Source organism: Streptomyces sp. NPDC004539, assembly GCF_040610055.1.
In the GTDB taxonomy this organism is placed as follows: Bacteria; Actinomycetota; Actinomycetes; order Streptomycetales; family Streptomycetaceae; genus Streptomyces.
Genome location: NZ_JBEXLS010000025.1, coordinates 24,453 through 43,838, shown reverse-complemented (window position 1 = coordinate 43,838; position 19,386 = coordinate 24,453). Strand labels below are relative to the sequence as shown.

Sequence of the window (19,386 nt, the reverse complement as noted above, 5' to 3'; positions counted from 1 at the left end):
CCCGCCCGCCCCGGACAGGCCCGAACTCCTCGCGTTCAGACCGGCTTTAGGCCGGCCGTGCACTGTGGCTGACCGAAAGCCACAGAGCACGCGACGAGGAGGACCATGCACCGGGGTACGGGGACAGGGACCAGGAGACCGGCCACGCTGGCAGCGGGCACCACCGCCCTGCTGACGATGCTGATGACCGCCTGCTCGGCGGGCGGCGACGGCACGGGCGGCGGCGCCGTCGACGGCCCGCCACGCGACGGCGGCACCCTGCGCGTCGCCATCGCCAAGGAACCCGAGTGCCTCGACCCCCACCAGAGCCCCACCGAGGCGTCCCGGCTGCTGGCCAGACCGATCCTCGACTCCCTGGTGCACCAGACGGCGAAGGGCGCCTTCGAACCCTGGCTCGCCAAGAGCTGGACGATCTCACCCGACGGCCTCACCTACACGCTCACCCTCCGCGACGACGTCACCTTCACCGACGGCACCAGGTTCGACGCCTCCGCCGTGGTCGCCAACCTCGACCACGTCGTCGCCCCCGCCACCAAGTCACTCCTCGCCTCCAGCCTGATCTCGGCGTACCGATCCTCCCGGGCCGTCGACGCGCACACCGCCGAGATCAGGCTGAAGCGGCCCGACGCGGGGTTCCTCGGCACGCTCGCCCAGCCCAACCTCGGCATCGAGTCACCGGCCACCCTCAAGGGCTCACCCTCCGCCCTGTGCAAGAGGATCGTCGGCACCGGCCCGTTCCGCACCACCGGCGGACTCGTCACGCAGAAAGGCATCGACTACACCAAGAATCCCGCCTACGCCTGGGCCCCCAAGTCCGCCGGCCACTCCGGCCCCGCCCACCTCGACGCCATCCAGGTCCAGGTCGTCCCCGACAACGCCGCCCGCTCCGGCGCCCTCACCAGCGGCCAGCTCGACGCCGCCACCGGACTCGACGCCACCAGCACCAAGCAACTGGCGCACACCCCCGGCTTCACCCTGCACAAGTCGAGCTTCCCCGGCGCCAACTACAGCTACTGGCCCAACACGGCCACCGGCGTCCTCGCCGACGTCTCCGTACGCAAGGCGCTGCGCGCGGGCATCGACTGGTCCACCATCGCCCAGCGCGTCAACTTCGGCCAGTACCCCTCCGCCAAGGGCCCCCTCTCCGACACCACCCCCGGCTACGACGCCTCCCAGGCCGCCGCCTACGCCTACGACCCCGCCGAGGCCGCCCGCCTCCTCGACACCGCCGGCTGGACCGGACGCGACTCCCAGGGCTACCGCACCAAGAACGGCGAGCGGCTGCGCGTGCGGCACCTGTGGTCCGACCCGTCGATCACCAACCTTGCCGTGCAGATCCAGGCCGCCGCCAAGCAACTCGGCGTCGAGTTCGTCGAGGAGAACGTCGACGGCGGCACCTTCGTCGAACGGCTCCTCGCCGGCGACTACGAGATCATCGACACCAGCTTCTCCTCACCCAGCCCCGACGTCCTGCGCGTCCTGTTCGGCAAGGAGAACATCCCCACCCCGGCCCGCGGCATCAGCAACAACATGGCCCGCTACGACAACCCGGCCGTGGAACGCCTCTTCACCGAGGCACAGCGCGCCACCGGCCGCACGCAGGAACTGCGGATCTACGGCGAGGTACAGCGCCGCGTCACCGCCGACGCCGCGGTCCTGCCGGTCTACTCGCCCGTCTCCACCTTCGCCGCCCGCACCGCCGTACAAGGCGTCGGCTTCACCGCCGACGGCTCCGTCGACCTGTACCCGCTGTGGCTGGCCTCGTGACCGCAGGTCCCGCTCCCCGCGACACCGCCGGGGACCGGGACCGGCGCTCCCGCCTCGCGCTGCTCGTCCTCGCCCGCGCGGCCGGCTCCGTCGCCGTCCTGTGGGGCGCGGTCACCGTCACCTTCCTGCTCCTCCAGGTCATGCCCGGCAGCACTGCGGACGTCCTGCTCGCCGGAACCAGCGTGACCCCCGCCACCCGCGCCGAGATCACCGCCCAGTACCACCTGGACGACCCGCTCCTCGTCCAGTACCTCGACTACCTCGGCCGCATCGCGCGCGGCGACCTCGGCGACTCCTACGTCCTGCGGCAACCCGTGTGGGACGCCATCGGCTCCCAACTCCCCGACACCCTCGCCCTGATCCTGTCCACCCTGCTCGTCACCGCCGCCGGCTCCGTCGTCCTCGCCGTCCTCGGCGCGAGCCGTCGCCGCTGGGTACGGACCCTGTTCGCCGGCGCCGAATCCGTCGTCGTCGCCCTGCCGCCGTTCTGGCTCGGCCTGCTCCTGCTCACCGTCTTCTCCTTCACCCTGCGCTGGTTCCCCACCATCGGCTCGACCGGCCCCGCCGGACTCGTCCTGCCCACCCTCGCGCTCGCCGCCGCGCCCACCGCCGTCGTCGCCCAGGTCCTGCGCGAAGGGCTCCTGCGCACCCTGGACGAACCCTTCGTGGTGACCGCCAGAGCGCGCGGCATCGGCGAACTCGCCCTGCGCCTACGGCACGTGCTGCGGCACGCCCTGCTCCCGGCGATCACGCTCATGGGCTGGATCACCGGCTCCCTGATCGGCGGCGCCGTCATCATCGAGATCGTGTTCTCCCGGCAGGGCGTCGGACGGCTCCTGCTGTCCGCCGTGCAGAACAAGGACATGCCCGTCGTCATCGCGCTCGTGCTGTTCGCCGCCGCCGTGTACGTCCTCGCCAACATCCTCGTCGACGCCCTCCAGTGGCTCGTCGACCCGCGGACCCGCGACACCGGGAGGCCGGCATGACCCGACCCCGCCGCACCGGCCTGTGGATCGGCGTGACTGTCCTCGCCGTCCTGCTCGCCATGGCCGCGTTCCCCTCCCTGTTCACCGCCGTCGACCCCGACGCCGCCGACATCGACGCCCTCCTGCGGCCCCCCGACGCGGGCCACTGGCTCGGCACCGACCAGAACGGCCGCGACCTGTACGCCCGGATCGTGTACGGGGTCCGGCCGTCGCTGCTCATCGGCGTCGGCGCGGTGGCCCTCGCACTGGCCGGCGGCACGCTCGTGGGGGTCGCCGCCGCCCAGCTCGGCCGGTTCGCCGACCAGGTCATCGGCCGGCTCCTCGACGTCGTGCTGTCCGTGCCCGGACTCCTCCTGGTCTTCCTGGTCGTCGCCGTCCTCGGCCCCGGATCGGGCACCGCCACCATCGGCCTGGCCGTCGTGTCCCTGCCCGGCTTCGCCCGCGTCGCCCGCGCCCAGGTCATCTCCCTGCGCGGCCGGGAGTACGTGGAGAGCGCGTACGGGTTCGGCTGGACCCGCACCCAGGTGGTGATCCGGCACATCCTGCCGCACACGCTCGGGCCGGTCCTGGCGCTCGGCACCGTCTCCCTGGGCGCGATGATCGTCGCCAGCTCCAGCCTCAGCTTCGTCGGCCTCGGCCCGCAGCCCCCCACCGCCGAGTGGGGCGCGATGCTCGCCGGGAGCCGGGAGTTCCTCGCCGTCGCCTGGTGGCCGGCCGCCTTCCCCGGCGCCGCCATCACCCTCACCGTCCTCGCCGTCACGACGGTCGGCCGCCACCTCCAGCGCACCGTCGACGGGAGCACCCTGTGAACACCGAGCCCCGCACCGCCCCCGCCGCCCCCGCGCAAGGGAACGGGACCGACACCGACCTGGTCCGCGTCGAGGACCTCGTCGTCGCCTTCGGGCGCGGACGCCGGCGCGTGGAGGCCGTGCGCGGGGTGTCCTTCACCGTGGCGCGGGGCGAGATCGTCGCCGTCGTCGGCGAGTCCGGCTCCGGCAAGAGCGTCACCGCCCGCAGCCTCGTCGGCCTCGCCGGCGACGGCGCCGAGATCCGGGCCACCACCCTGGCCTTCGACGGCACCGACCTGCGCGGACTCGACAACCGGCGGCTGCGCGCCCTGCGCGGCCGGCGCATCGGCTTCGTCCTCCAGGACGCCCTCGGCTCCCTGGACCCGCTGCGCCGCGTCGGCGCCGAGGTCGCCGAACCCCTGCGCGAACACCGCACCGTCCCCCGCCCAGAGATCCGGCACGAGGTCGAACGCCTCCTCACAGCGGCCGGCGTCCCCGAACCCGCCACCCGAGCCGCCCAGTACCCCCACCAGCTCTCCGGCGGACTGCGCCAGCGCGCCCTCATCGCCTCCGCGCTCGCCGCCCGCCCCGACCTGCTCATCGCCGACGAACCCACCACCGCCCTCGACGCCACCGTCCAGCAGCAGATCCTGCGCCTGCTGCGCGCCCACGCCCGCCAGGGCACCGCCGTCCTGCTCATCAGCCACGACCTCGGCGTCGTCGGTGAACTCGCCGACCGCGTCCACGTCATGCGCGACGGCCGGTTCGTCGAGGAAGGCCCCGCCCGGCAGCTCCTCACCGCGCCCGGCCACCCCTACACCCGCGCCCTGGTCGCCGCCGTCCCCGGCGACGAGATCCGGGCCGCCCCCGCCCCCGCGCCGGCGCTGCTGCGCGCCGACGACCTGGTCAAGCGCTACCGGCTGCCCGGCCGGCCCGAACTCACCGCCGTCGACGGGGTGTCGCTGACCGTGCACGCCGGTGAAACCCTCGGCGTCGTCGGGGAATCCGGCTCCGGGAAGACCACCGTCGGCCGGATGCTGATGGGGCTCGTCCCCCCGGACACCGGCCGCGTCGCCCTCGACGGCCGCACCTGGACCGAACGCACCGGCGCCGACCTGCGCGCCGCCCGCCGCCGCGTCCAGATGATCCACCAGTACCCCCTCGGCTCCTTCGACCCCCGCTACACCGCGCGGCAGCTGATCGAGGAACCCCTCCGGGCGGCCCGCACCCCGCGCGCCGAACGCGCCGCCCGCGTCACACAGTTGCTGGAGCACGTCGGCCTCGACCCCGGCATCCTGGAACGCAGGGCCCGCGACCTGTCCGGCGGCCAGCGGCAGCGCCTCGCCATCGCCCGCGCGCTGGCCCCCCGCCCCGACGTCGTCGTCTGCGACGAACCCGTCTCCGCCCTCGACGCCTCCGTCCAGGCCCAGGTCCTCGACGTCCTCGTCGACATCCAGGAACGCCTCGGCGTGGCCTACGTGTTCATCTCGCACGACCTCGGCGTCGTCCGGCGCCTCAGCCACCGCGTCGCCGTCATGAAGGACGGCCGGATCGTCGAGGAAGGACCGGCCGAGCAGGTCTTCCGTTCCCCGCGCCACCCCTACACCAGCGCGCTCCTCGCCGCCGTTCCCCGCCGGCACCGAACCGGACGAAAGCCGTTCTGAAGCGCCGCTTAACCGCGCTTGCCCACCGCTTCGGTGCTCCCTAGCGTCGAACTCCCACGGCCCGAAAACCGTCGGAATTCCCGCGTTCCGCACCCGTTCTAAGGACGAGAAGGAATGGCAGAAGCCCCGCCCTATCCCCAGCCGCGCACCTGCCCCTATCAGCCCCCCGCCGGATACCGGGAGATAGCCGAATCGGGACCGGTCCTCAAAGTCACCCTTTTCGACGGCCGGGAAGCCTGGATGGTCACCGGATACCAGGAATCCCGGGAGATCCTCACCCACCCCAACCTCTCCTCGCTGCGCACCCACCCCGGATTCCCCATCGTCGCCCCCCGGTTCCGCTCCCAGATCGCCCGCAGCCTCGCCCTGATCGCGATGGACCCGCCCGAGCACGACACCTACCGGCGCTACCTCAACCCGCACTTCAGCCTCAGACAGGTACGCCGGATGCGGCCCGAGATCGAGAAGATCGTCTCCGGATTCGTCGACCGGATCATCGCCCAGGGGCCGCCGGCCGACCTCATCCCGCTGCTCGCCGTACCGCTGCCGTCCCTCGTGATCTGCCGTCACCTCGGCGTGCCCTACGAGGACCACGAGTTCTTCCAGGAGTCCAGCGGCAAGGTGATGCTCGGCACCGAGGAGGAGTCGGCGAGCGCCGCGCAGAACCTCGTCGACTACATCGACGGCCTGGTCACCCAGCAGATCAAGGCCCCCACCGAGGGCCTCCTCGGACAGCTCGTCACCGAACGCGTCCTCACCGGCGACATCGGGCACGCGGAACTCGTCTCCATCGCCCTCGTCCTGCTCATCGCCGCCCACGAGACGACCTCCTCGTCCCTGGCCCTCGGCGTCATCACCCTCCTCGAACACCCCGAACAGCTCGCCAGGCTCCACGAGGACCGCGACCGGCTGCCCGGCGCCGTCGAGGAACTCCTGCGCTACATCGCCACCACCGACCTCGTCGCCACCCGCATCGCCAAGGGCGACATCGAGATCGCCGGGCACCTCATCCGCGAGGGCGAGGGCGTCCTCGTCTCCGGCACGCTCGCCAACCGGGACGAGAAGTTCCACCAGCGGCCCGACGACTTCGACGTCCTGCGCCCCGACACCCACCACGTGACCTTCGGCTTCGGCATCCACCAGTGCCTCGGCCAGAACCTCGCCCGCCTCGAACTGGAGATCGCCTTCCGGGAACTGCTCACCCGCATCCCCGGCATGCGGCTCGTCGGAGACGTGGACCAGCTCCCGATCCTCGGCGCGGGCACCGTGCAGCGCGTGCTGTCCCTGCCCGTCGAGTGGTGACCGCGATGCGGCTGCACGCCGACCGGGAGTCCTGCATCAGCGGGGGCCGCTGCATGGCCACCCTCCCCGAGGTGTTCGACCAGGACGACGAGGGGCTCGTCGTCCTGCTCACCCCCACCCCCGCGCCGGAGCACCAGGACAGGGCCCGCAAGGCCGCCTACCTGTGCCCGGCACGCGCCATCGACATCACCGAGGGCCCGTCCCCCGACTGACCCGCCCGGAGAGACGAGAAGAGAAGAGACGACAGCATGCCACCCCAGCCCGTGGAGCCCGCGAGACTCCCGTCCCTCACCGGAATGCGCTTCGCCGCGGCCTTCCTGGTCTTCCTCTGCCACTCCTTCGTCCTCGGCTACTTCCACCCGGACGTCGAGGCGACGCTGCGGCCCTACGCCTTCGCGATCGGCTGGCTCGGGGTGGAGTTCTTCTTCGTCCTCAGCGGCTTCGTCCTCACCTGGTCGGTCCGGGAGGGACAGCCCGCCGGCCGGTTCTGGCGCCGCCGCCTGGCCAAGGTCTACCCCAACCACGTCGTGACCTGGACCGCCGCCCTCGGCCTCGCGCTGTGGGCCGGACAGTCCGTGGACCTCGTCAAGCTGCTGCCCAGCCTCTTCCTGGTGCACACCTGGTACCCCCGCCTCGACCTCATCCTCTCGATCAACGTGGTCACCTGGTCGCTCGCCTGCGACCTGCTGTTCTACCTCGCGTTCCCGCTGCTGTACGCCCTCGTCCGGCGCATCCCCGCGCACCGCCTGTGGTGGGCGGCCGGCGCCCTCGCCGGGGTCGTCATGCTGCTGCCCGCTCTCGCGCACGCCTGGCTGCCCGGCACGCCGAAGCTGCCGGGGCAGGACATGTCGCTCACCCAGAACTGGTTCCTGGTGTCCTTCCCGCCCGTGCGGGCCCTGGACTTCACGCTCGGCATCGTCATGGCCCGCATCGTGCGCACCGGCGGCTGGATTCGCCTCGGACCGGTGCCCGCCCTCGGACTGCTCGCCCTCGGCTTCGCCGTCCAGGTGTCCCAGTTCCCCGGCGTGTACAGCCTGACCGCGACCATCGTCGTCCCGCTGGCGCTGCTCATCCCGGCGGTGGCCACGGCCGACCTGCGCGGCGGGTTCTCCCCGTTCCGCGGCCCCGTCCCGCAGTGGCTGGGGACGGTGTCCTACGCCTCCTACCTCGTGCACTTCCTGGTCCTCGCGTACGTCCACGTCGCCCTCGGCAGCGGACGGTCCTGGGACGTGGTGCCGGCGACGGGCCTGTTGGCGGCGCTGTTCGCCCTCACCACGCTGCTGGCCTGGGCGCTGTACCGGCTGGTGGAGGAGCCGGGGATGCGGTGGTGGGGGCGGCCGGGGGCGACCCCGGAGAAACGGGCCGTCCTCACGGGAGTCCGGCCGAACGCCGAACACGACTGAACGCCGAAAACGACGGAAGGGAAACACGTCGTGCTCTCTTATCCCCAGGACAGAGCCTGTCCTTATCAACCGTCCCCCGGATATCAGGAAATCGGCCGGAGCGGACCGCTGCACAGAGTGTCGCTGTGGGACGGATCGTCGATATGGATGGTCACCGGACATGCCACGGCAAGAAGTCTCCTCTCCGACCCACGGCTCTCGGCGGACCGTTCCCGGGACGATTTCCCGGTCGTGCTGCCCCGGTTCGAGGCACCCATCTTCAAACCGATCGCCATCATCGGATTCGACCCGCCGGTACACGACATCCACCGCCGTATGCTGGCACCCGACTTCAGCCTCAAACACGTCCGCGACATGCGCGGCGGCGTCGAGGAACTGACGGAGCGGCTCGTCGACGACATGCTCCGCAAAGGGCCGCCGGCCGATCTCGTCGAGGACTTCGCCCTGCCGATCCCGTCCATGGTGATCTCCCAGCTCCTCGGCGTGCCGTACGAGGACCACGCGTTCTTCGAGGCGAAGACCGTGGGGCTGCTCCAGGCGCGGGACGCGGCCGGCGCGGAGGCGGCGGGCCAGGCGCTGTGGGACTACCTCGACGAGCTCATCAGCGCGAAGGAACGGGCGCCGGGCGGCACGGACGGGGTCCTCGGCCGGCTCGCGGGGCGGGTGGACGGCGAGGACCTCACCCGCGAGGACCTCCTGCGGATCGCGCTGGCGCTGCTGATCGGCGGCCACGACACGACCTCGCAGATGATCGCGCTCGGTGTCGTCACGCTCCTCGAACACCCCGGCCAGCTCGCCGCGTTGCGCGCCGCGCCGGCGGAGGCGGTGCCCGCGGCCGTCGAGGAACTGCTGCGGATGGTCTCCGTGACGGACGTCTCGGGGGTGCGCGTCGCGAACGAGGACATCGAGATCGACGGCGAGGTCATCCGCGCGGGGGAGGGGGTGCTCGTCTCCTCGTCGATGACCAACCGGGACCCGGCGGTCTACGCGGACCCGTACACCTTCGACATCCACCGTGCCGCGCGCGGCGGCGGCACGGCCTCGGGCCGCCAGCACCTCACGTTCGGGTTCGGCATCCACCAGTGCCTCGGCCAGAACCTGGCCCGGATGGAACTGGAGGTGGCGTTCACGACACTCCTCGCCCGCGTTCCCGGCCTGCGCCTCGCGGCCCCGGTGGGCGAACTCCCGTTCCGCAGCGGCGGAACCATGCAGGGCGTCCACCGGCTGCCGGTCGAGTGGTGAGAGGAGAGACGACGATGCGGGTACACGCCGACCGAAGCCGCTGCATGGCGGCCGGGCACTGCGCGGTCACCGTCCCGGGGGTCTTCGACCACGGGGACGACGGACTGGTGGTCGTGATCGACGAGAAACCGGGCGACGAGTTCCTGGAGGAACTCGAACTGGCGGTGGGGCTCTGCCCGTCGAGGGCGCTGTCCCTGTCTCCGGAGTAGTGAGGGTGGGTGGAGGGAGAGGCGGGGCGTCGGGCCGTCAGGGTTCGGCGCGCTGGGGCGGGGGCCGGGGGCGCCGGGCCCGGTGAAGGCGGCGCGGATCGCCTCGGGCCGTCGGGGCTCGTCCGGCCGGGGCTGGTGGGCTGCGCCCGGGACCCCGTTCCGAGGCCGCCTTTCCGTCCCGCAGCAGCCAGGTCCGGTGTCCTGAGGCGTGCGGGCACGGCGCATGGCGGGGCGTCGCAGCCGCCGGGCGGGGGAGTGGCTTCCCGCTCGGCGGCTGTCGCGCGCTGTTCGGTGGTCGGGGGACCCGTGCGGCGGAGCCGGGGCAGGGGCGCGCGAGACGCGGTCCGAGACCGGGCCGTCGTCGCGTCCGACGGCGCCGGAAGCGGTACGGACGGCTGCCGGCGCCGGGTGGGTGGCGCCGTTCTCCCTCACTCCTCGATGTACGCCAGGCTCTGTTCGTTCCAGCGCGTGCCGTGGACCTCGGCCGCAGGTACCGCCGACTCGATCGCGGTGAGGTGGGCCGGGGTGAGGGCGAGGGTGGGGGCGGAGGAGTTCTCGTCGAGGTGGGACGGGTCGCGCGTGCCGGGGACGGGGACGACGTCCGGGCCCCGGTGGTGGAGCCAGGCGAGCGCCAACCGGGCCGGGGTGGTGCCGAGTTCGTCGGCCAGCGCGGTGAGGCGGTCGGCCAGCGGGAGGTTGGCGGCGAGGTTGTCCGGGGTGAAACGAGGCAGGCCGAACCGGCGGAAGTCGCCCTCGCCGAGCCCGTCGGCCGAGCGGACCGCACCGGCCAGGAAACCCCGGCCCAGCGGCGCGTACGGGACGATCGCGACGCCGAGCCGCCGGCACACGTCCACCACCTCCCGCTCGATCCCCCGGGACCACAGCGACCACTCGGTCTGGAGCGCGGCCACCGGCGCGACCGCGTGCGCACGCGCCAGGGTCTGCGCCCCGACCTCGCTCAGCCCGAACTCCCGGATCTTTCCCGCCGACTTGAGCGTGGCCAGCGCCCCGACCGTCTCCTCGACGGGCACGCTCCGGTCGAGCCGGGTCAGCGTGAACAGGTCGATGTGGTCGACCCCCAGGCGGCCGAGGGACGCCTCGCAGCTCGCCCTGACGTACGCCGCGTCCCCGCGCACCCCGGTGCCGACCCCGGGACCGGGGCGTACGACACCGAACTTGGTGGAGATCACCGCCTCGTCGCGGCGGCCGGCGATCGCCTTCCCGATCAGCTCCTCGTTCGCGCCGTGCCCGTAGACGTCGGCGGTGTCGAGCAGCGTGACGCCCAGGTCGAGCGCGCGCCGGACGACGGCGACCGCCGTACCGGGGTCGACCGGGCCGTAGAACTCGGACAGGCCCAGGCAGCCGAGGCCCTGGGCGCCGACCGTCAGGGAGCCGATGCGGCGGGTCGGAGGCATCGGGGCCGTCATTTCCGGTACAGGACGATCGAGGACTCGTACTCGGTGTGCGACTCCTTGACCAGCGGCCGGAACTGCCGGAAGCCGATCGCTCCGCGCAGCGGCCCGCTGACCACGACCGCCGGGAACGTCGCGTGCTCGCCCTCCGTCAGCCGGGCGTCGTCGACGAGCCCGCCCGCGCGGACGACGTTGCCGTCGTCGAGGGTGATCTCCTCACCGAAGTAGGCGATGAAGTGCCCGTCCTCCTCCCGCCGGTACAGCATCCGGCCCGCGCCCTCGGTGGTGCCGATCCGCGTCCCGTCGGGGCCGAAGATCTCCAGCCTGACCGTGGCGAAGTCGTTCTCGGTGGGGGTGGTGCCGGTGGGGTCGGGGTTGTTCGACTCGTACGCGACCACCTTCTCCCTGAGGTCGCGCAGGATGAGCGACCTACGGCTGTCGCGGAGCGCGCCGGCCTCCGAGGAGACCGTCTTCGGGGGCGTCGCGACGAGAGGCGTGAGCCAGTCGGACAGGACGTGCAACACCACGATGAGCCCTCCTGATACGGGAAGCGCCGGTTCCCGACGACGCTAGGAGGGCCCCCTCAAGCGGATCTAAAGGCGCCGGACGCCCGCTCAGCCGCCCGGTGCCTGCGTGATCAGCCCCTCCAGGATCAGCCGGAGGTGCCGGTCGCTGCGGTCCCGCCCGCCCGGCAGGGCGTTCTCCCGCACCCAGGCCGCCCCGCTGAGCAGGTCGAACAGCTCGTCCGGCGTGAGGTCGGCGCGCACCCGGCCCGCCTCCTGCGCGGCGCGCAGCAGCCCCGCCCCGCTGTCGTGCATCGCGGCGCAGGCGGCGTGGGAGGGCGTGCCCTCGTCGTACATGCTCTGCGTGAGGATGCCGACCAGCCCCCGGAAGGTGCTGAAGTGCCGTACGGCGCGGCTCATCCACTCCGTCAGCGCGTCGAGCGGGTCGTCCTGTCCGGCCAGGCTGGTGGCGTGGGTGACGAGGTCCGCGAGGCCGTCCCGGGTGGCCGCCTCGACGAGGGCGGCGCGGGTCGGGAAGTGCCGGTAGAGGGTGCCGATCGCCACGCCGGCCTGGGCGGCGATGTCCTCCAGGGAGGCGTCGGAGCCCTCCGTCTCGAACGCCTTGCGGGCGGCGGTGAGGATCGCGTCGTAGTTGCGGGCGCCGTCGGCCCGCTTGGGGCGCTGTGCGATGTAGGGCGGGTTGTCGGTCACGGGGCCTCCACTTGACTACCTGAGGTCGCCTCAGGTTAACTCGTCCACATAACCTGAGGCAGTCTCAGTATAGAGCTCCGCGCCGCACGTCCCGCGCGGACCGTCCCCACAGCTCCTTGCCCCTCGTGGAGAGCCCATGACCGCTCAGACCGTTCCCGGTGACATCCCCGCGGATGCCGCGCCACCCCGCACCCCCTGGGCCCTCGCCCTCGCCGCCATCGTCGGCGCCGAGTTCATGCTGCAACTCGACGGCACCGTCGTGAACGTCGCCCTCCCCACCCTCCAGCAGGACCTCGGGGCCACCGTCACCTCGGCGTCCTGGGTGCCCAACGCCTTCCTCCTCGCCTTCGGCGGACTCCTCCTCCTCGGCGGCCGGCTCGGAGACGTCCTCGGCCACCGCAAGGTCTTCCTCGGTGGCATCGCGCTCGTCGTCGTCGCCTCCCTGATCGCGGGCCTCGCCCCCAACATGGAGGTGCTCCTCGTCGGCCGCGTCCTCCAAGGGGCCGGCGCCGCCGTCGCCGGACCCACCGGACTCGCCCTGCTCGCCGTCGTCTTCGAGGGCGAACGCCAGCAGCGCGCCTTCGGCCTCTACTCCACCGTCACCGGCCTCGGCGCCTCCGCCGGCATGGTCCTCGGCGGCGTGCTGACCTGGGCGGGGGACTGGCGCTGGAGCCTCCTCGTCAACGTCCCCGTCGGCCTCGTCATCCTCCTGATCGCCGGCAAGGCGCTCGGCCTCAAGGACGGCCCGGTCACCCCCCGTCCCCTCGGCCTGCCGAGCGCCGTGCTCGTCGGCGGAGCCGTCACCTCCGTCGTATACGGGTTCGTGCACGCGGCCGAGAAGGGCTGGGGCGACATCTCGACGATTCTCCCGCTCGGCGTCTCGGCCGTCCTGTGGATCGCGCTGTTCGCCGTCGACTCGCGCAGCGCGCAGCCGCTCCTGCCGACCAGGATCTTCACCGACCGGGTGCGCGCCGGCTCCTTCCTGAACCTGCTGCTGCTCGCCGCCGTCCTCACCAGCTACCTCATCTACCTCGTCCAGTACCTCCAGAACGTCCTCGACCTCAACGCCCTCCAGAGCGGCCTCGCCATCCTGCCCTTCGGCGTCGCCCTGCTGCTCACCACCCAGGTCCTCACCCAGCACCTCGCGAAGATCGACCTCAAACTCCGGGCCATCGGCGGCCTCGTCGTCGTCCTGGCCGGCGTCGCCTGGCTGGGCCTGCTCGACGGCGACAGCTCCTACGTCACCGGGGTCCTGCCGCAGATCGTGCTCGTCGGCGTCGGTGTCGGCGTCGCCATCATCCCCTTCAACATGATCATCCTGACGACGGCCCCGCCCGAGTACGCCGGAGTGACCGCGGGCGTCCTCCAGACCGCCCTGACCGTCGGCGGCTCCGTCGGCCTCGCCGTCCTGCTCATCCCCTTCACCGCCGGCGACGGCGCGGTCGCCGACACCATCTCCTCGGTGTTCCTCTGGGCCGCCGCGCTCACCGCGCTCGCGATCCTGGTCGCCGCCCTGTTCTGGTACGGCCCCGGCGCCAGGAAACCGGCCGCCCAGACACAGGACTGACACCCCGTTCGCGGCATCCGGGAGGCCGGGACACCCCACGTCCCGGCCCCCGGGCACGCCCGAACGGGGCTTCCGTGAAGGTTGTGTTGCAGGACGGCCCCCGTTCGCCGCATCTCCTATGCTGTTGAACGCCCAGCGGTTTCCAGGACCCGCTGCGCATCCGAACCGCAGTGACAGACCGCGGAAGGAGACCGGCCGGCATGGTCACCGCCCTCGCACCGAGAAACGCCCGCACCACCGTCCGCCGCACGGAACTGGAAACCCTCAAAGAGCTCGTCAGGTCGGCGGCGGCCGGCCGCGACGCCACCGTGGAACTCACCGGAGACCCTGGATTCGGCAAGACCGCCCTGCTCACCGCCCTCGCCGCCGAAGCCCGCGCCGAAGGACTCGTCGTCCTGCGCGGCCTGTACACCGGAGCGGCCGGCGAACAGACGCCGTTCTGGCCCCTGGTCGAGGCCCTCGGCGGCCTCGACACCCCCGGCGGCCCGCAGTCGCCGGCGACCGTACTGCTGCGCCGGCTCGCCCAGCCGCCCGAAGACCCCGACGCCCTCGTCCCGGCCGGCCGCGGACTCACCCACCGCTGCCAGTACTTCGCCGAACTCCGCGCCCTGCTCGCCGAATGCGTGGCCGCCGCCCCCCGCGGACTGCTGCTCGTCCTCGACGACTTCCACTGGGCCGACCCCTGCTCCGTGGGGCTCCTGGAGACCCTGATCCGCCGGCCCGTCGGCGGCGGCCTCGTCACCGTCGTCGCCCACCGGCCCCGCCAGGCACCGGTCGGCCTGCGCCTCGCCGTCCGGCACGGCGTGGAACTCGGCACCGTCGAGGAGATCGGGCTCGCCCCACTGACCCTCGCCCAGAGCGCCGAACTCCTCGGCACGGCACCCGACACCCCCGCCCTCGGCCGCCTCCACGCGCGCAGCGCCGGCAGCCCCCTCTACCTCACCGCCCTCGCCGCCGACAGCACGTCCGACGACCCGGCCCACCTCGCCGTCCGCCGCGACCTCGAAACCCGGCTGCTCACCGAGTGCGCGCCGCTCACCCCCGCCGAACGGCTCGCCGCCCACGCCGCGGCCGTCCTCGGCGCCGCCTTCGACGTCGAGACCGTCGCCGCCGTCGCCCGGCTCGGCCACGACGAGGCGTGCCGGCTCGTCGGCTCCCTCAAGAGCCGCGACATCGTCCGCACCGTGCCCGGCGGCCTCGACACCCTGACCTTCCGGCACGAACTGCTGCGCCGGTTCCTGTACGCCGACGCCGACGCCTGCTGGCGAGTCGAAGCCCACCGCCGCGCGCTCACCCGGCTCGCCGCGCTCGGCGCCCCGCCGCTCGACCTCGCCCCCCACGTCGTCCACTCCGCGACCCTCGCCACCCCCGCCGACGGCGCCGTCCTGGCCGCCGCGGTGAAAGAGGCGCTGACCGCCGGAAGAGTCGCCACGGCCGCCCGGTGGACCATCTTCGTCCTGCGCCTCCGGCGCGCCACCGGGGAACGGAACACGCCGGGAACGGCCGACCGCGACCTGTGGCTCCCGGTCGTCAGAGCCCTGGCCGCCGAGGGGGACGTACCCCGGCTGCGCGCCCTCGTCCGGGAGATCCTCGCCGCGCACGCCGGGCTGCCCGCCGTCGAACGGTTCGCCGCCGTCGGCCCGCTGGCCCTCATCCAGGCGACCCTGGGCCTCGCGGACGAGGCACAGGGCATGGTCACCCCGCTGCTCGCCGCGCTGCGCGGCACCGGCGCGCAGGAGGCCGCCCTGCACGTGCAGTCCCAGCTGATGTGGGTGCTCGTCGGCCGGCTCCCGCCCCGCGCCGACGTCGAGGTGCTCGCCCGCTACACCACCGCCTCCCCGCTCACCGTCGGCGGCGCGCTCGCGCTGCGCGGACTGAGCGCCGTCTTCGCCGGAGACCTGTGCGCCGCCGAGAGCCACATGGGCGCCAGCGCCCGCATTCTCGGCGCCCTGGACTCCGCGAGCGGGGAAGCGACCGACGCCTTCGCCGAGTACCTCCTCGTGCTGGCCTGCGCCGAGTCGGCGATGGGCTGGTACGGCTCCGCGCAGGCGCACGCCGAGCGCGCGCTCGCGGAGGCACGGCTGCGCGGCGACGCCCATCTGCGGCCCGTCCTGCTGAACGTCCTCGCCTACGTCGAGTACCAGTCCGGCCGGATGTCCGAGGCGCTGGAGACCGCCCACGAGGCCCGCGCCGCCGCGTACGCCGCCGGCCGCGACCACCTCGTCACCCTCGCCACCGCCGTCACCGCCGCCGCCTGGGCCTGGCTCGGCGACACCGGACCGCGCCGGCCCCACGGCACGGCGCACCGGGCGGCCGACGAAGAGGTGCCCCGGACCACCGTCATCGCCCTCCTGCACGCCGAGGCGGCCCTCGCGGCGGGCGACGGCGAGACCGCCCTCACCCTGCTGATGCCCGCCCGCGACGCCCACCGGGTCCCCGAACCGCCCCCGATCCTCGCGGCCCGCGTGTACGAACTCCTCGCGGCGGCGTCCGCGGCCACCGGCGCCGACGCCGACGAATGGGCGGAACGCGCCGCCGCCGTCGCCGCCACGGTCGACGTGACGGAACAGCGCGGCCACGCCCTCCTCGCCCGCGGCCACGCCCTGCTGGCCCGCTCGCTCCACGAGCAGGCCGCCCGCTGCTACCACGAGGCGTACGGGCTGCTCGGCGAGACCTCGGCCGGCATGCGGGCCCGCGACCTCGCCCGCGCCGCCGGCCTCGCCGGCTGCTCCCACGAGAGCGCCGACGCGGACGCGCTGGCCGAACTCACCCTTCGCGAACGGGAGGTGGCGGAACTGGCGGGGGAGGGCCTGAAGACCCGCGACATCGCCGAACGCCTCCTCGTCAGCCCGCGCACCGTCGACGTCCACCTCACCCGCATCTACAGCAAACTCGGCGTCAACACCCGTGCCGCCCTCGTACGGCTGATGGCTCGCGCGGCCTGAGCGGGGGCGCTTCGAGGACCGCTCGGGCTCCGGCACGTCCGCCGGAGCCCGTCGCCTCAGCTCGCCGCGGGCAGGTCGAGCATCCGGTCGGAGGTCAGGATGGCCTGGTGGAGCCGGCGCAGTGAACGGTGCGGCTCCAGGCCGAGTTCGGCGCGCAGCACGCGCTGCGCCGAGCGGTAGACCTGCAACGCCTCCGCCTGCCGCTCCGAGCGGTACAGGACCAGCATCAACTGCCGGTAGAACGACTCACGCAGCGGATACTGCGCCGTGAGCGTGCACAGCAGCCCGATGACCTCACGGTGCCGGCCGAGCGCCGTCCGCGCCTCGACCGACAGCTCCAGGCACTGCAACCTCTCCTCCTCCGCCCACGCGGTGAACGCGGTGAGCACCGGCCCCTCCGCGACCCCGTCCAGGACCGGCCCGCGGATCAGCGACGACGCCCGCTCCAGACTCTCCAGCGCCTCCTCGTGCCGCCCGGCGGACCGCAGGCCGCGGCCCGTCCGCATCGCCTCCTTGAACTCGGCCACGTCCCAGCCGGCCCCGCCCAGCCGCAGTTCGTAGCCGAGCGGCCGGGTGACGATCGCCCCGCCCTCCGTGTCGCCCGCGCCCGCCAGGAACTTGCGCAACTGCGAGATGTACACGTGCACCGCGGCCGAGGCGCGCCTGGGCGGGCGGTCCCCCCAGAGCTCCGTGACGAGCTGTTCCTTGGTGACGGCCCGGCCACCGCCGATCAGCAGGGTGGCCAGCGTCGTCTCCACCTTCGGGGCGGACAGCGAGTGGCTCTGCTCCTCGTGACGGACGCGGAGCGGGCCAAGGAGTTCGTAGCGCATCGGGTCCCCGTTCAATTCCAGAACGCACGTTTGGTTTTGTGCGGTGATTCACTGTCATCTCTCCGTCGCCGTCCGCGCATCAGGGAATGTACGTACGTACCGCGTGTTGGCCGAATCTGGCGGTCGCCGGCAGTCCGAGACAAGCCCTGAAGGGGCCGGCTTTGGCCGCGCTTTGGCGTACGAGGGGACAGTGGCGGGATGTCACTGCTCCTTCGGCGTTGCCTGACGGCCCTGGTGGAGGCGTTCGTGGCCTTCGGCAGCCACTGGGTCCACATCCCCGGCCCACCCCCCGACTTCAGCGATCCCGCCCCCGGTCACCCGGAACGGCTGTGCCCCTGGTTGCCTCCGACAGAGCAGGAACGCGCCATCTGGGACGACGTCGGAGGGTGAGGGCAACCCGGGCCGGCGGGGAAGGCTCTCGGGTGCGTGGCGGAACGCTGTGGGTCGGCCGACGAGGAACCGCTCACCCAACGATCCGGCAACGCAGAGCCCGTGTGTCCGCTATCTCGATCGCGGAACTCGTCATGCTTAGGTCCCGGGTTCGAATCCCGAAGGCGGCCATCTCTGAGGCCGGTTCAGATACCTTCCGGCCTGGCTCTTTGCTTTGCCGTGATGCGGTGTGTGAGAGCGGCGGGGGCGACGAACAGCGGGTCCTCGCCGCCCTCCGGTATCCGGGCCGGTCAGCTCTTCGGTGCGGGCCGTGAGCGTCTGTCCGTCGAGGTGTTCGAGGACGAAGACCTGGCTGGGGGAGAGGAACGCGCCGTTCAGTTCGCAGCTCGGGTTCTCGGTGGTCGCGCCGGCCAGGACGACCGTGCCGTCCTCCACGTGCGGCAGGAAGCCGTGCTGTCGGGGGCGGTTGGCGCGGTGGATCTCGGCCACGAACAAAAGGGAACTCCAGCCCCGGGGCCGGCGCTTCCCGGCGTCGCGGAACACCTGGCGCACGTCCGCGACGCCTGCGAAGGTCGCCGGCAGCGGGGCGAAGACCAGACCGGCGGCATCGGCGAGGAGACGGGCGGTGGTGGTCTTCCCGCGGTCCGGCGGCCCCCACAGGACCATCGGCACCAGGTGTTGCCTGCGCGCCACCGGGACCGTCGCCGTCGAACGGGACGAGCGCGGGGCTGGAGTGGGCATGGGGGTGGGCGAAGGTGGTCGGGGCGGGCGGTCAGGTCCGCGCGGTGGGGCGTCGGCTGTGGGGTACCGAGTCGAGTGCCAGGTCGTAGGAGTCGGTGACCAGGTCCTCGATCAGGGCCGCGGTGATGCCCCGGCCCGCGCCCACGGAGATCCAGTGCCTCTTGTCGAGATAGCGTCCGGCGGTGATCGACGGGTACGCGTCCTGCAACCGCCGCCCGTGTTCCGGCTCCGCCTTGACCGTGACGATCCGCTCACCGGGATCGTCCGTGATGATCAGGAAGACCTTCCCGGCGGCCTTGTAGACGTCCAACTTCTCGGTGAAGGGGCGGCTGCTGTCGGAGCCGGGCAGCGCCTCGGCCGCGCGGCGTGCCGTCTGCTGCAACCGAAGCCCGGTGAGGGTCATCGCGGGGCCTGGTCCGCCTGTGCGTACGTTGCCGGGTCCACCGGCTGCCGTGCCTTCGGGAGCCCCGCGACCACCAGCCGGTAGGAGTCGGTCACCAACTCCTCGACCAGGCCGCGGTCGAGAGAGTCGCCGCCGTGCAGGGTGATCCAGTGCCGCTTGTTCATGTGGTAACCAGGGGTGATCTCGGCGTGCTGCTCGCGCAGCGCCGCCGCCTCGTCGGGGGCGGACTTGAGGATCACCAACGGCTCCCCGGCGACATCGGTCATCAGCATGAAGACCTTGCCGCGCACCTTGTGCACGTCCCACTCCGAGCCGAAGGGGTGCTCCAACGAGGTGCCGGGCAGGCCCTCGGCGCACTCGGCGCCCAACTGCTGCAACTCCTTGCCGTTCATGACATCCAGCTCCTTGCTCCGCGTACGACGGGACTCCACCATCGGCAGGCCGCCTGTTCCGTTTCCCGGCCGGCCTTTCGCGGGCACTCACCCGAAGAGTTTCTACTGCCTGTGCGCAGGGGCACACCCAC

General features: G+C 72.7%; 19 protein-coding genes. 12 read left to right on the top strand and 7 right to left on the bottom strand.

Going from position 1 to position 19,386, the window contains the following annotated elements:
- Positions 1 to 105: 105 nt before the first annotated feature.
- The 9 genes from ABZX85_RS38095 to ABZX85_RS38055 all read left to right on the top strand — a co-directional run bounded on the left by ABZX85_RS38095 (position 106) and on the right by ABZX85_RS38055 (position 9,361).
- Positions 106 to 1,767, top strand: a complete 1,662-nt coding sequence (locus ABZX85_RS38095; protein WP_355879561.1) for an ABC transporter substrate-binding protein — start codon at positions 106 to 108, stop codon at positions 1,765 to 1,767.
- Positions 1,764 to 2,753, top strand: coding sequence for an ABC transporter permease (locus ABZX85_RS38090; protein ID WP_355879559.1), 990 nt, complete (start codon positions 1,764 to 1,766; stop codon positions 2,751 to 2,753). Before ABZX85_RS38095 ends, ABZX85_RS38090 begins: the two co-directional genes overlap by 4 nt.
- The gene (locus ABZX85_RS38085; protein WP_355879556.1) at positions 2,750 to 3,562 is read left to right on the top strand and encodes an ABC transporter permease; all 813 of its coding nucleotides are present in this window, start codon (positions 2,750 to 2,752) and stop codon (positions 3,560 to 3,562) included. The genes ABZX85_RS38090 and ABZX85_RS38085 overlap by 4 nt, the downstream gene beginning before the upstream one ends.
- A complete protein-coding gene (locus ABZX85_RS38080; protein WP_355879553.1) occupies positions 3,559 to 5,205 on the top strand; it encodes an ABC transporter ATP-binding protein in 1,647 nt (548 codons plus the stop codon). The genes ABZX85_RS38085 and ABZX85_RS38080 overlap by 4 nt, the downstream gene beginning before the upstream one ends.
- 114 nt (positions 5,206 to 5,319) lie before the next feature.
- Complete coding sequence (locus ABZX85_RS38075; protein WP_355879550.1) at positions 5,320 to 6,507, top strand: cytochrome P450; 1,188 nt, start codon at positions 5,320 to 5,322, stop codon at positions 6,505 to 6,507.
- A 5-nt stretch (positions 6,508 to 6,512) separates the two neighbouring features.
- On the top strand, positions 6,513 to 6,719 hold the full coding sequence (locus ABZX85_RS38070) for a ferredoxin (protein WP_351747471.1): 207 nt from the start codon (positions 6,513 to 6,515) through the stop codon (positions 6,717 to 6,719).
- Between the two features lie 36 nt (positions 6,720 to 6,755).
- The gene (locus ABZX85_RS38065) at positions 6,756 to 7,910 is read left to right on the top strand and encodes an acyltransferase (RefSeq protein WP_355879547.1); all 1,155 of its coding nucleotides are present in this window, start codon (positions 6,756 to 6,758) and stop codon (positions 7,908 to 7,910) included.
- A gap of 30 nt (positions 7,911 to 7,940) precedes the next feature.
- The gene (locus ABZX85_RS38060; protein ID WP_355879545.1) at positions 7,941 to 9,152 is read left to right on the top strand and encodes a cytochrome P450; all 1,212 of its coding nucleotides are present in this window, start codon (positions 7,941 to 7,943) and stop codon (positions 9,150 to 9,152) included.
- Positions 9,153 to 9,166: 14 nt separating this feature from the next.
- Complete coding sequence (locus tag ABZX85_RS38055) at positions 9,167 to 9,361, top strand: ferredoxin (protein ID WP_355879543.1); 195 nt, start codon at positions 9,167 to 9,169, stop codon at positions 9,359 to 9,361.
- A gap of 428 nt (positions 9,362 to 9,789) precedes the next feature.
- On the opposite strand, the gene ABZX85_RS38050 is transcribed toward ABZX85_RS38055, so the two are convergent.
- The 3 genes from ABZX85_RS38050 to ABZX85_RS38040 all read right to left on the bottom strand — a co-directional run bounded on the left by ABZX85_RS38050 (position 9,790) and on the right by ABZX85_RS38040 (position 11,987).
- Positions 9,790 to 10,776 (bottom strand): aldo/keto reductase, encoded by a 987-nt coding sequence (locus tag ABZX85_RS38050; protein WP_355879540.1) that lies wholly within the window; start codon positions 10,774 to 10,776, stop codon positions 9,790 to 9,792.
- 8 nt (positions 10,777 to 10,784) lie between these two features.
- Positions 10,785 to 11,300: a hypothetical protein gene (locus ABZX85_RS38045; RefSeq protein WP_355879537.1), complete on the bottom strand. Its 516-nt coding sequence runs from the start codon at positions 11,298 to 11,300 to the stop codon at positions 10,785 to 10,787.
- 87 nt (positions 11,301 to 11,387) lie between these two features.
- Positions 11,388 to 11,987, bottom strand: a complete 600-nt coding sequence (locus ABZX85_RS38040) for a helix-turn-helix domain-containing protein (protein ID WP_355879534.1) — start codon at positions 11,985 to 11,987, stop codon at positions 11,388 to 11,390.
- A 136-nt stretch (positions 11,988 to 12,123) separates the two neighbouring features.
- On the opposite strand from ABZX85_RS38040, the gene ABZX85_RS38035 reads away from it, so the two are divergent.
- Together ABZX85_RS38035 and ABZX85_RS38030 are read left to right on the top strand one after the other, a co-directional pair.
- The gene (locus tag ABZX85_RS38035; RefSeq protein ID WP_355879531.1) at positions 12,124 to 13,554 is read left to right on the top strand and encodes an MFS transporter; all 1,431 of its coding nucleotides are present in this window, start codon (positions 12,124 to 12,126) and stop codon (positions 13,552 to 13,554) included.
- A 200-nt stretch (positions 13,555 to 13,754) separates the two neighbouring features.
- Entirely contained in the window at positions 13,755 to 16,499 is a 2,745-nt protein-coding gene (locus ABZX85_RS38030) for an AAA family ATPase (protein WP_355879528.1), read from the top strand.
- A gap of 56 nt (positions 16,500 to 16,555) precedes the next feature.
- Here the strand turns inward: ABZX85_RS38030 and ABZX85_RS38025 are convergent, their stop codons facing one another.
- Positions 16,556 to 17,329: an AfsR/SARP family transcriptional regulator gene (locus tag ABZX85_RS38025; protein ID WP_355879525.1), complete on the bottom strand. Its 774-nt coding sequence runs from the start codon at positions 17,327 to 17,329 to the stop codon at positions 16,556 to 16,558.
- A 198-nt stretch (positions 17,330 to 17,527) separates the two neighbouring features.
- On the opposite strand from ABZX85_RS38025, the gene ABZX85_RS38020 reads away from it, so the two are divergent.
- Positions 17,528 to 17,719, top strand: a complete 192-nt coding sequence (locus tag ABZX85_RS38020; RefSeq protein WP_355879522.1) for a DUF6059 family protein — start codon at positions 17,528 to 17,530, stop codon at positions 17,717 to 17,719.
- A 138-nt stretch (positions 17,720 to 17,857) separates the two neighbouring features.
- Here ABZX85_RS38020 and ABZX85_RS38015 read toward each other — a convergent pair whose 3' ends face one another.
- From ABZX85_RS38015 to ABZX85_RS38005, 3 genes are read right to left on the bottom strand one after another with little or no spacing between them, the layout of a single operon-like run.
- On the bottom strand, positions 17,858 to 18,460 hold the full coding sequence (locus tag ABZX85_RS38015; RefSeq protein ID WP_355879519.1) for an AAA family ATPase: 603 nt from the start codon (positions 18,458 to 18,460) through the stop codon (positions 17,858 to 17,860).
- Positions 18,461 to 18,491: 31 nt separating this feature from the next.
- Positions 18,492 to 18,863: an MmcQ/YjbR family DNA-binding protein gene (locus ABZX85_RS38010; protein ID WP_355879516.1), complete on the bottom strand. Its 372-nt coding sequence runs from the start codon at positions 18,861 to 18,863 to the stop codon at positions 18,492 to 18,494.
- Entirely contained in the window at positions 18,860 to 19,255 is a 396-nt protein-coding gene (locus ABZX85_RS38005) for an MmcQ/YjbR family DNA-binding protein (protein WP_355879513.1), read from the bottom strand. Before ABZX85_RS38005 ends, ABZX85_RS38010 begins: the two co-directional genes overlap by 4 nt.
- Positions 19,256 to 19,386 lie beyond the last annotated feature (131 nt).

Excerpts from the sequence above, each read along its gene's own strand:
- ABZX85_RS38035 (WP_355879531.1), top strand. The coding sequence starts at position 12,124 with ATGACCGCTCAGACCGTTCCCGGTGACATCCCCGCGGATGCCGCGCCA.
- ABZX85_RS38065 (WP_355879547.1), top strand. The coding sequence starts at position 6,756 with ATGCCACCCCAGCCCGTGGAGCCCGCGAGACTCCCGTCCCTCACCGGA.
- ABZX85_RS38070 (WP_351747471.1), top strand. The coding sequence starts at position 6,513 with ATGCGGCTGCACGCCGACCGGGAGTCCTGCATCAGCGGGGGCCGCTGC.
- ABZX85_RS38075 (WP_355879550.1), top strand. The coding sequence starts at position 5,320 with ATGGCAGAAGCCCCGCCCTATCCCCAGCCGCGCACCTGCCCCTATCAG.
- ABZX85_RS38050 (WP_355879540.1), bottom strand. The coding sequence starts at position 10,776 with ATGCCTCCGACCCGCCGCATCGGCTCCCTGACGGTCGGCGCCCAGGGC.
- ABZX85_RS38020 (WP_355879522.1), top strand. The coding sequence starts at position 17,528 with ATGTCACTGCTCCTTCGGCGTTGCCTGACGGCCCTGGTGGAGGCGTTC.
- ABZX85_RS38010 (WP_355879516.1), bottom strand. The coding sequence starts at position 18,863 with ATGACCCTCACCGGGCTTCGGTTGCAGCAGACGGCACGCCGCGCGGCC.
- ABZX85_RS38015 (WP_355879519.1), bottom strand. The coding sequence starts at position 18,460 with ATGCCCACTCCAGCCCCGCGCTCGTCCCGTTCGACGGCGACGGTCCCG.
- ABZX85_RS38085 (WP_355879556.1), top strand. The coding sequence starts at position 2,750 with ATGACCCGACCCCGCCGCACCGGCCTGTGGATCGGCGTGACTGTCCTC.
- ABZX85_RS38055 (WP_355879543.1), top strand. The coding sequence starts at position 9,167 with ATGCGGGTACACGCCGACCGAAGCCGCTGCATGGCGGCCGGGCACTGC.
- ABZX85_RS38025 (WP_355879525.1), bottom strand. The coding sequence starts at position 17,329 with ATGCGCTACGAACTCCTTGGCCCGCTCCGCGTCCGTCACGAGGAGCAG.
- ABZX85_RS38005 (WP_355879513.1), bottom strand. The coding sequence starts at position 19,255 with ATGAACGGCAAGGAGTTGCAGCAGTTGGGCGCCGAGTGCGCCGAGGGC.
- ABZX85_RS38030 (WP_355879528.1), top strand. The coding sequence starts at position 13,755 with ATGGTCACCGCCCTCGCACCGAGAAACGCCCGCACCACCGTCCGCCGC.
- ABZX85_RS38095 (WP_355879561.1), top strand. The coding sequence starts at position 106 with ATGCACCGGGGTACGGGGACAGGGACCAGGAGACCGGCCACGCTGGCA.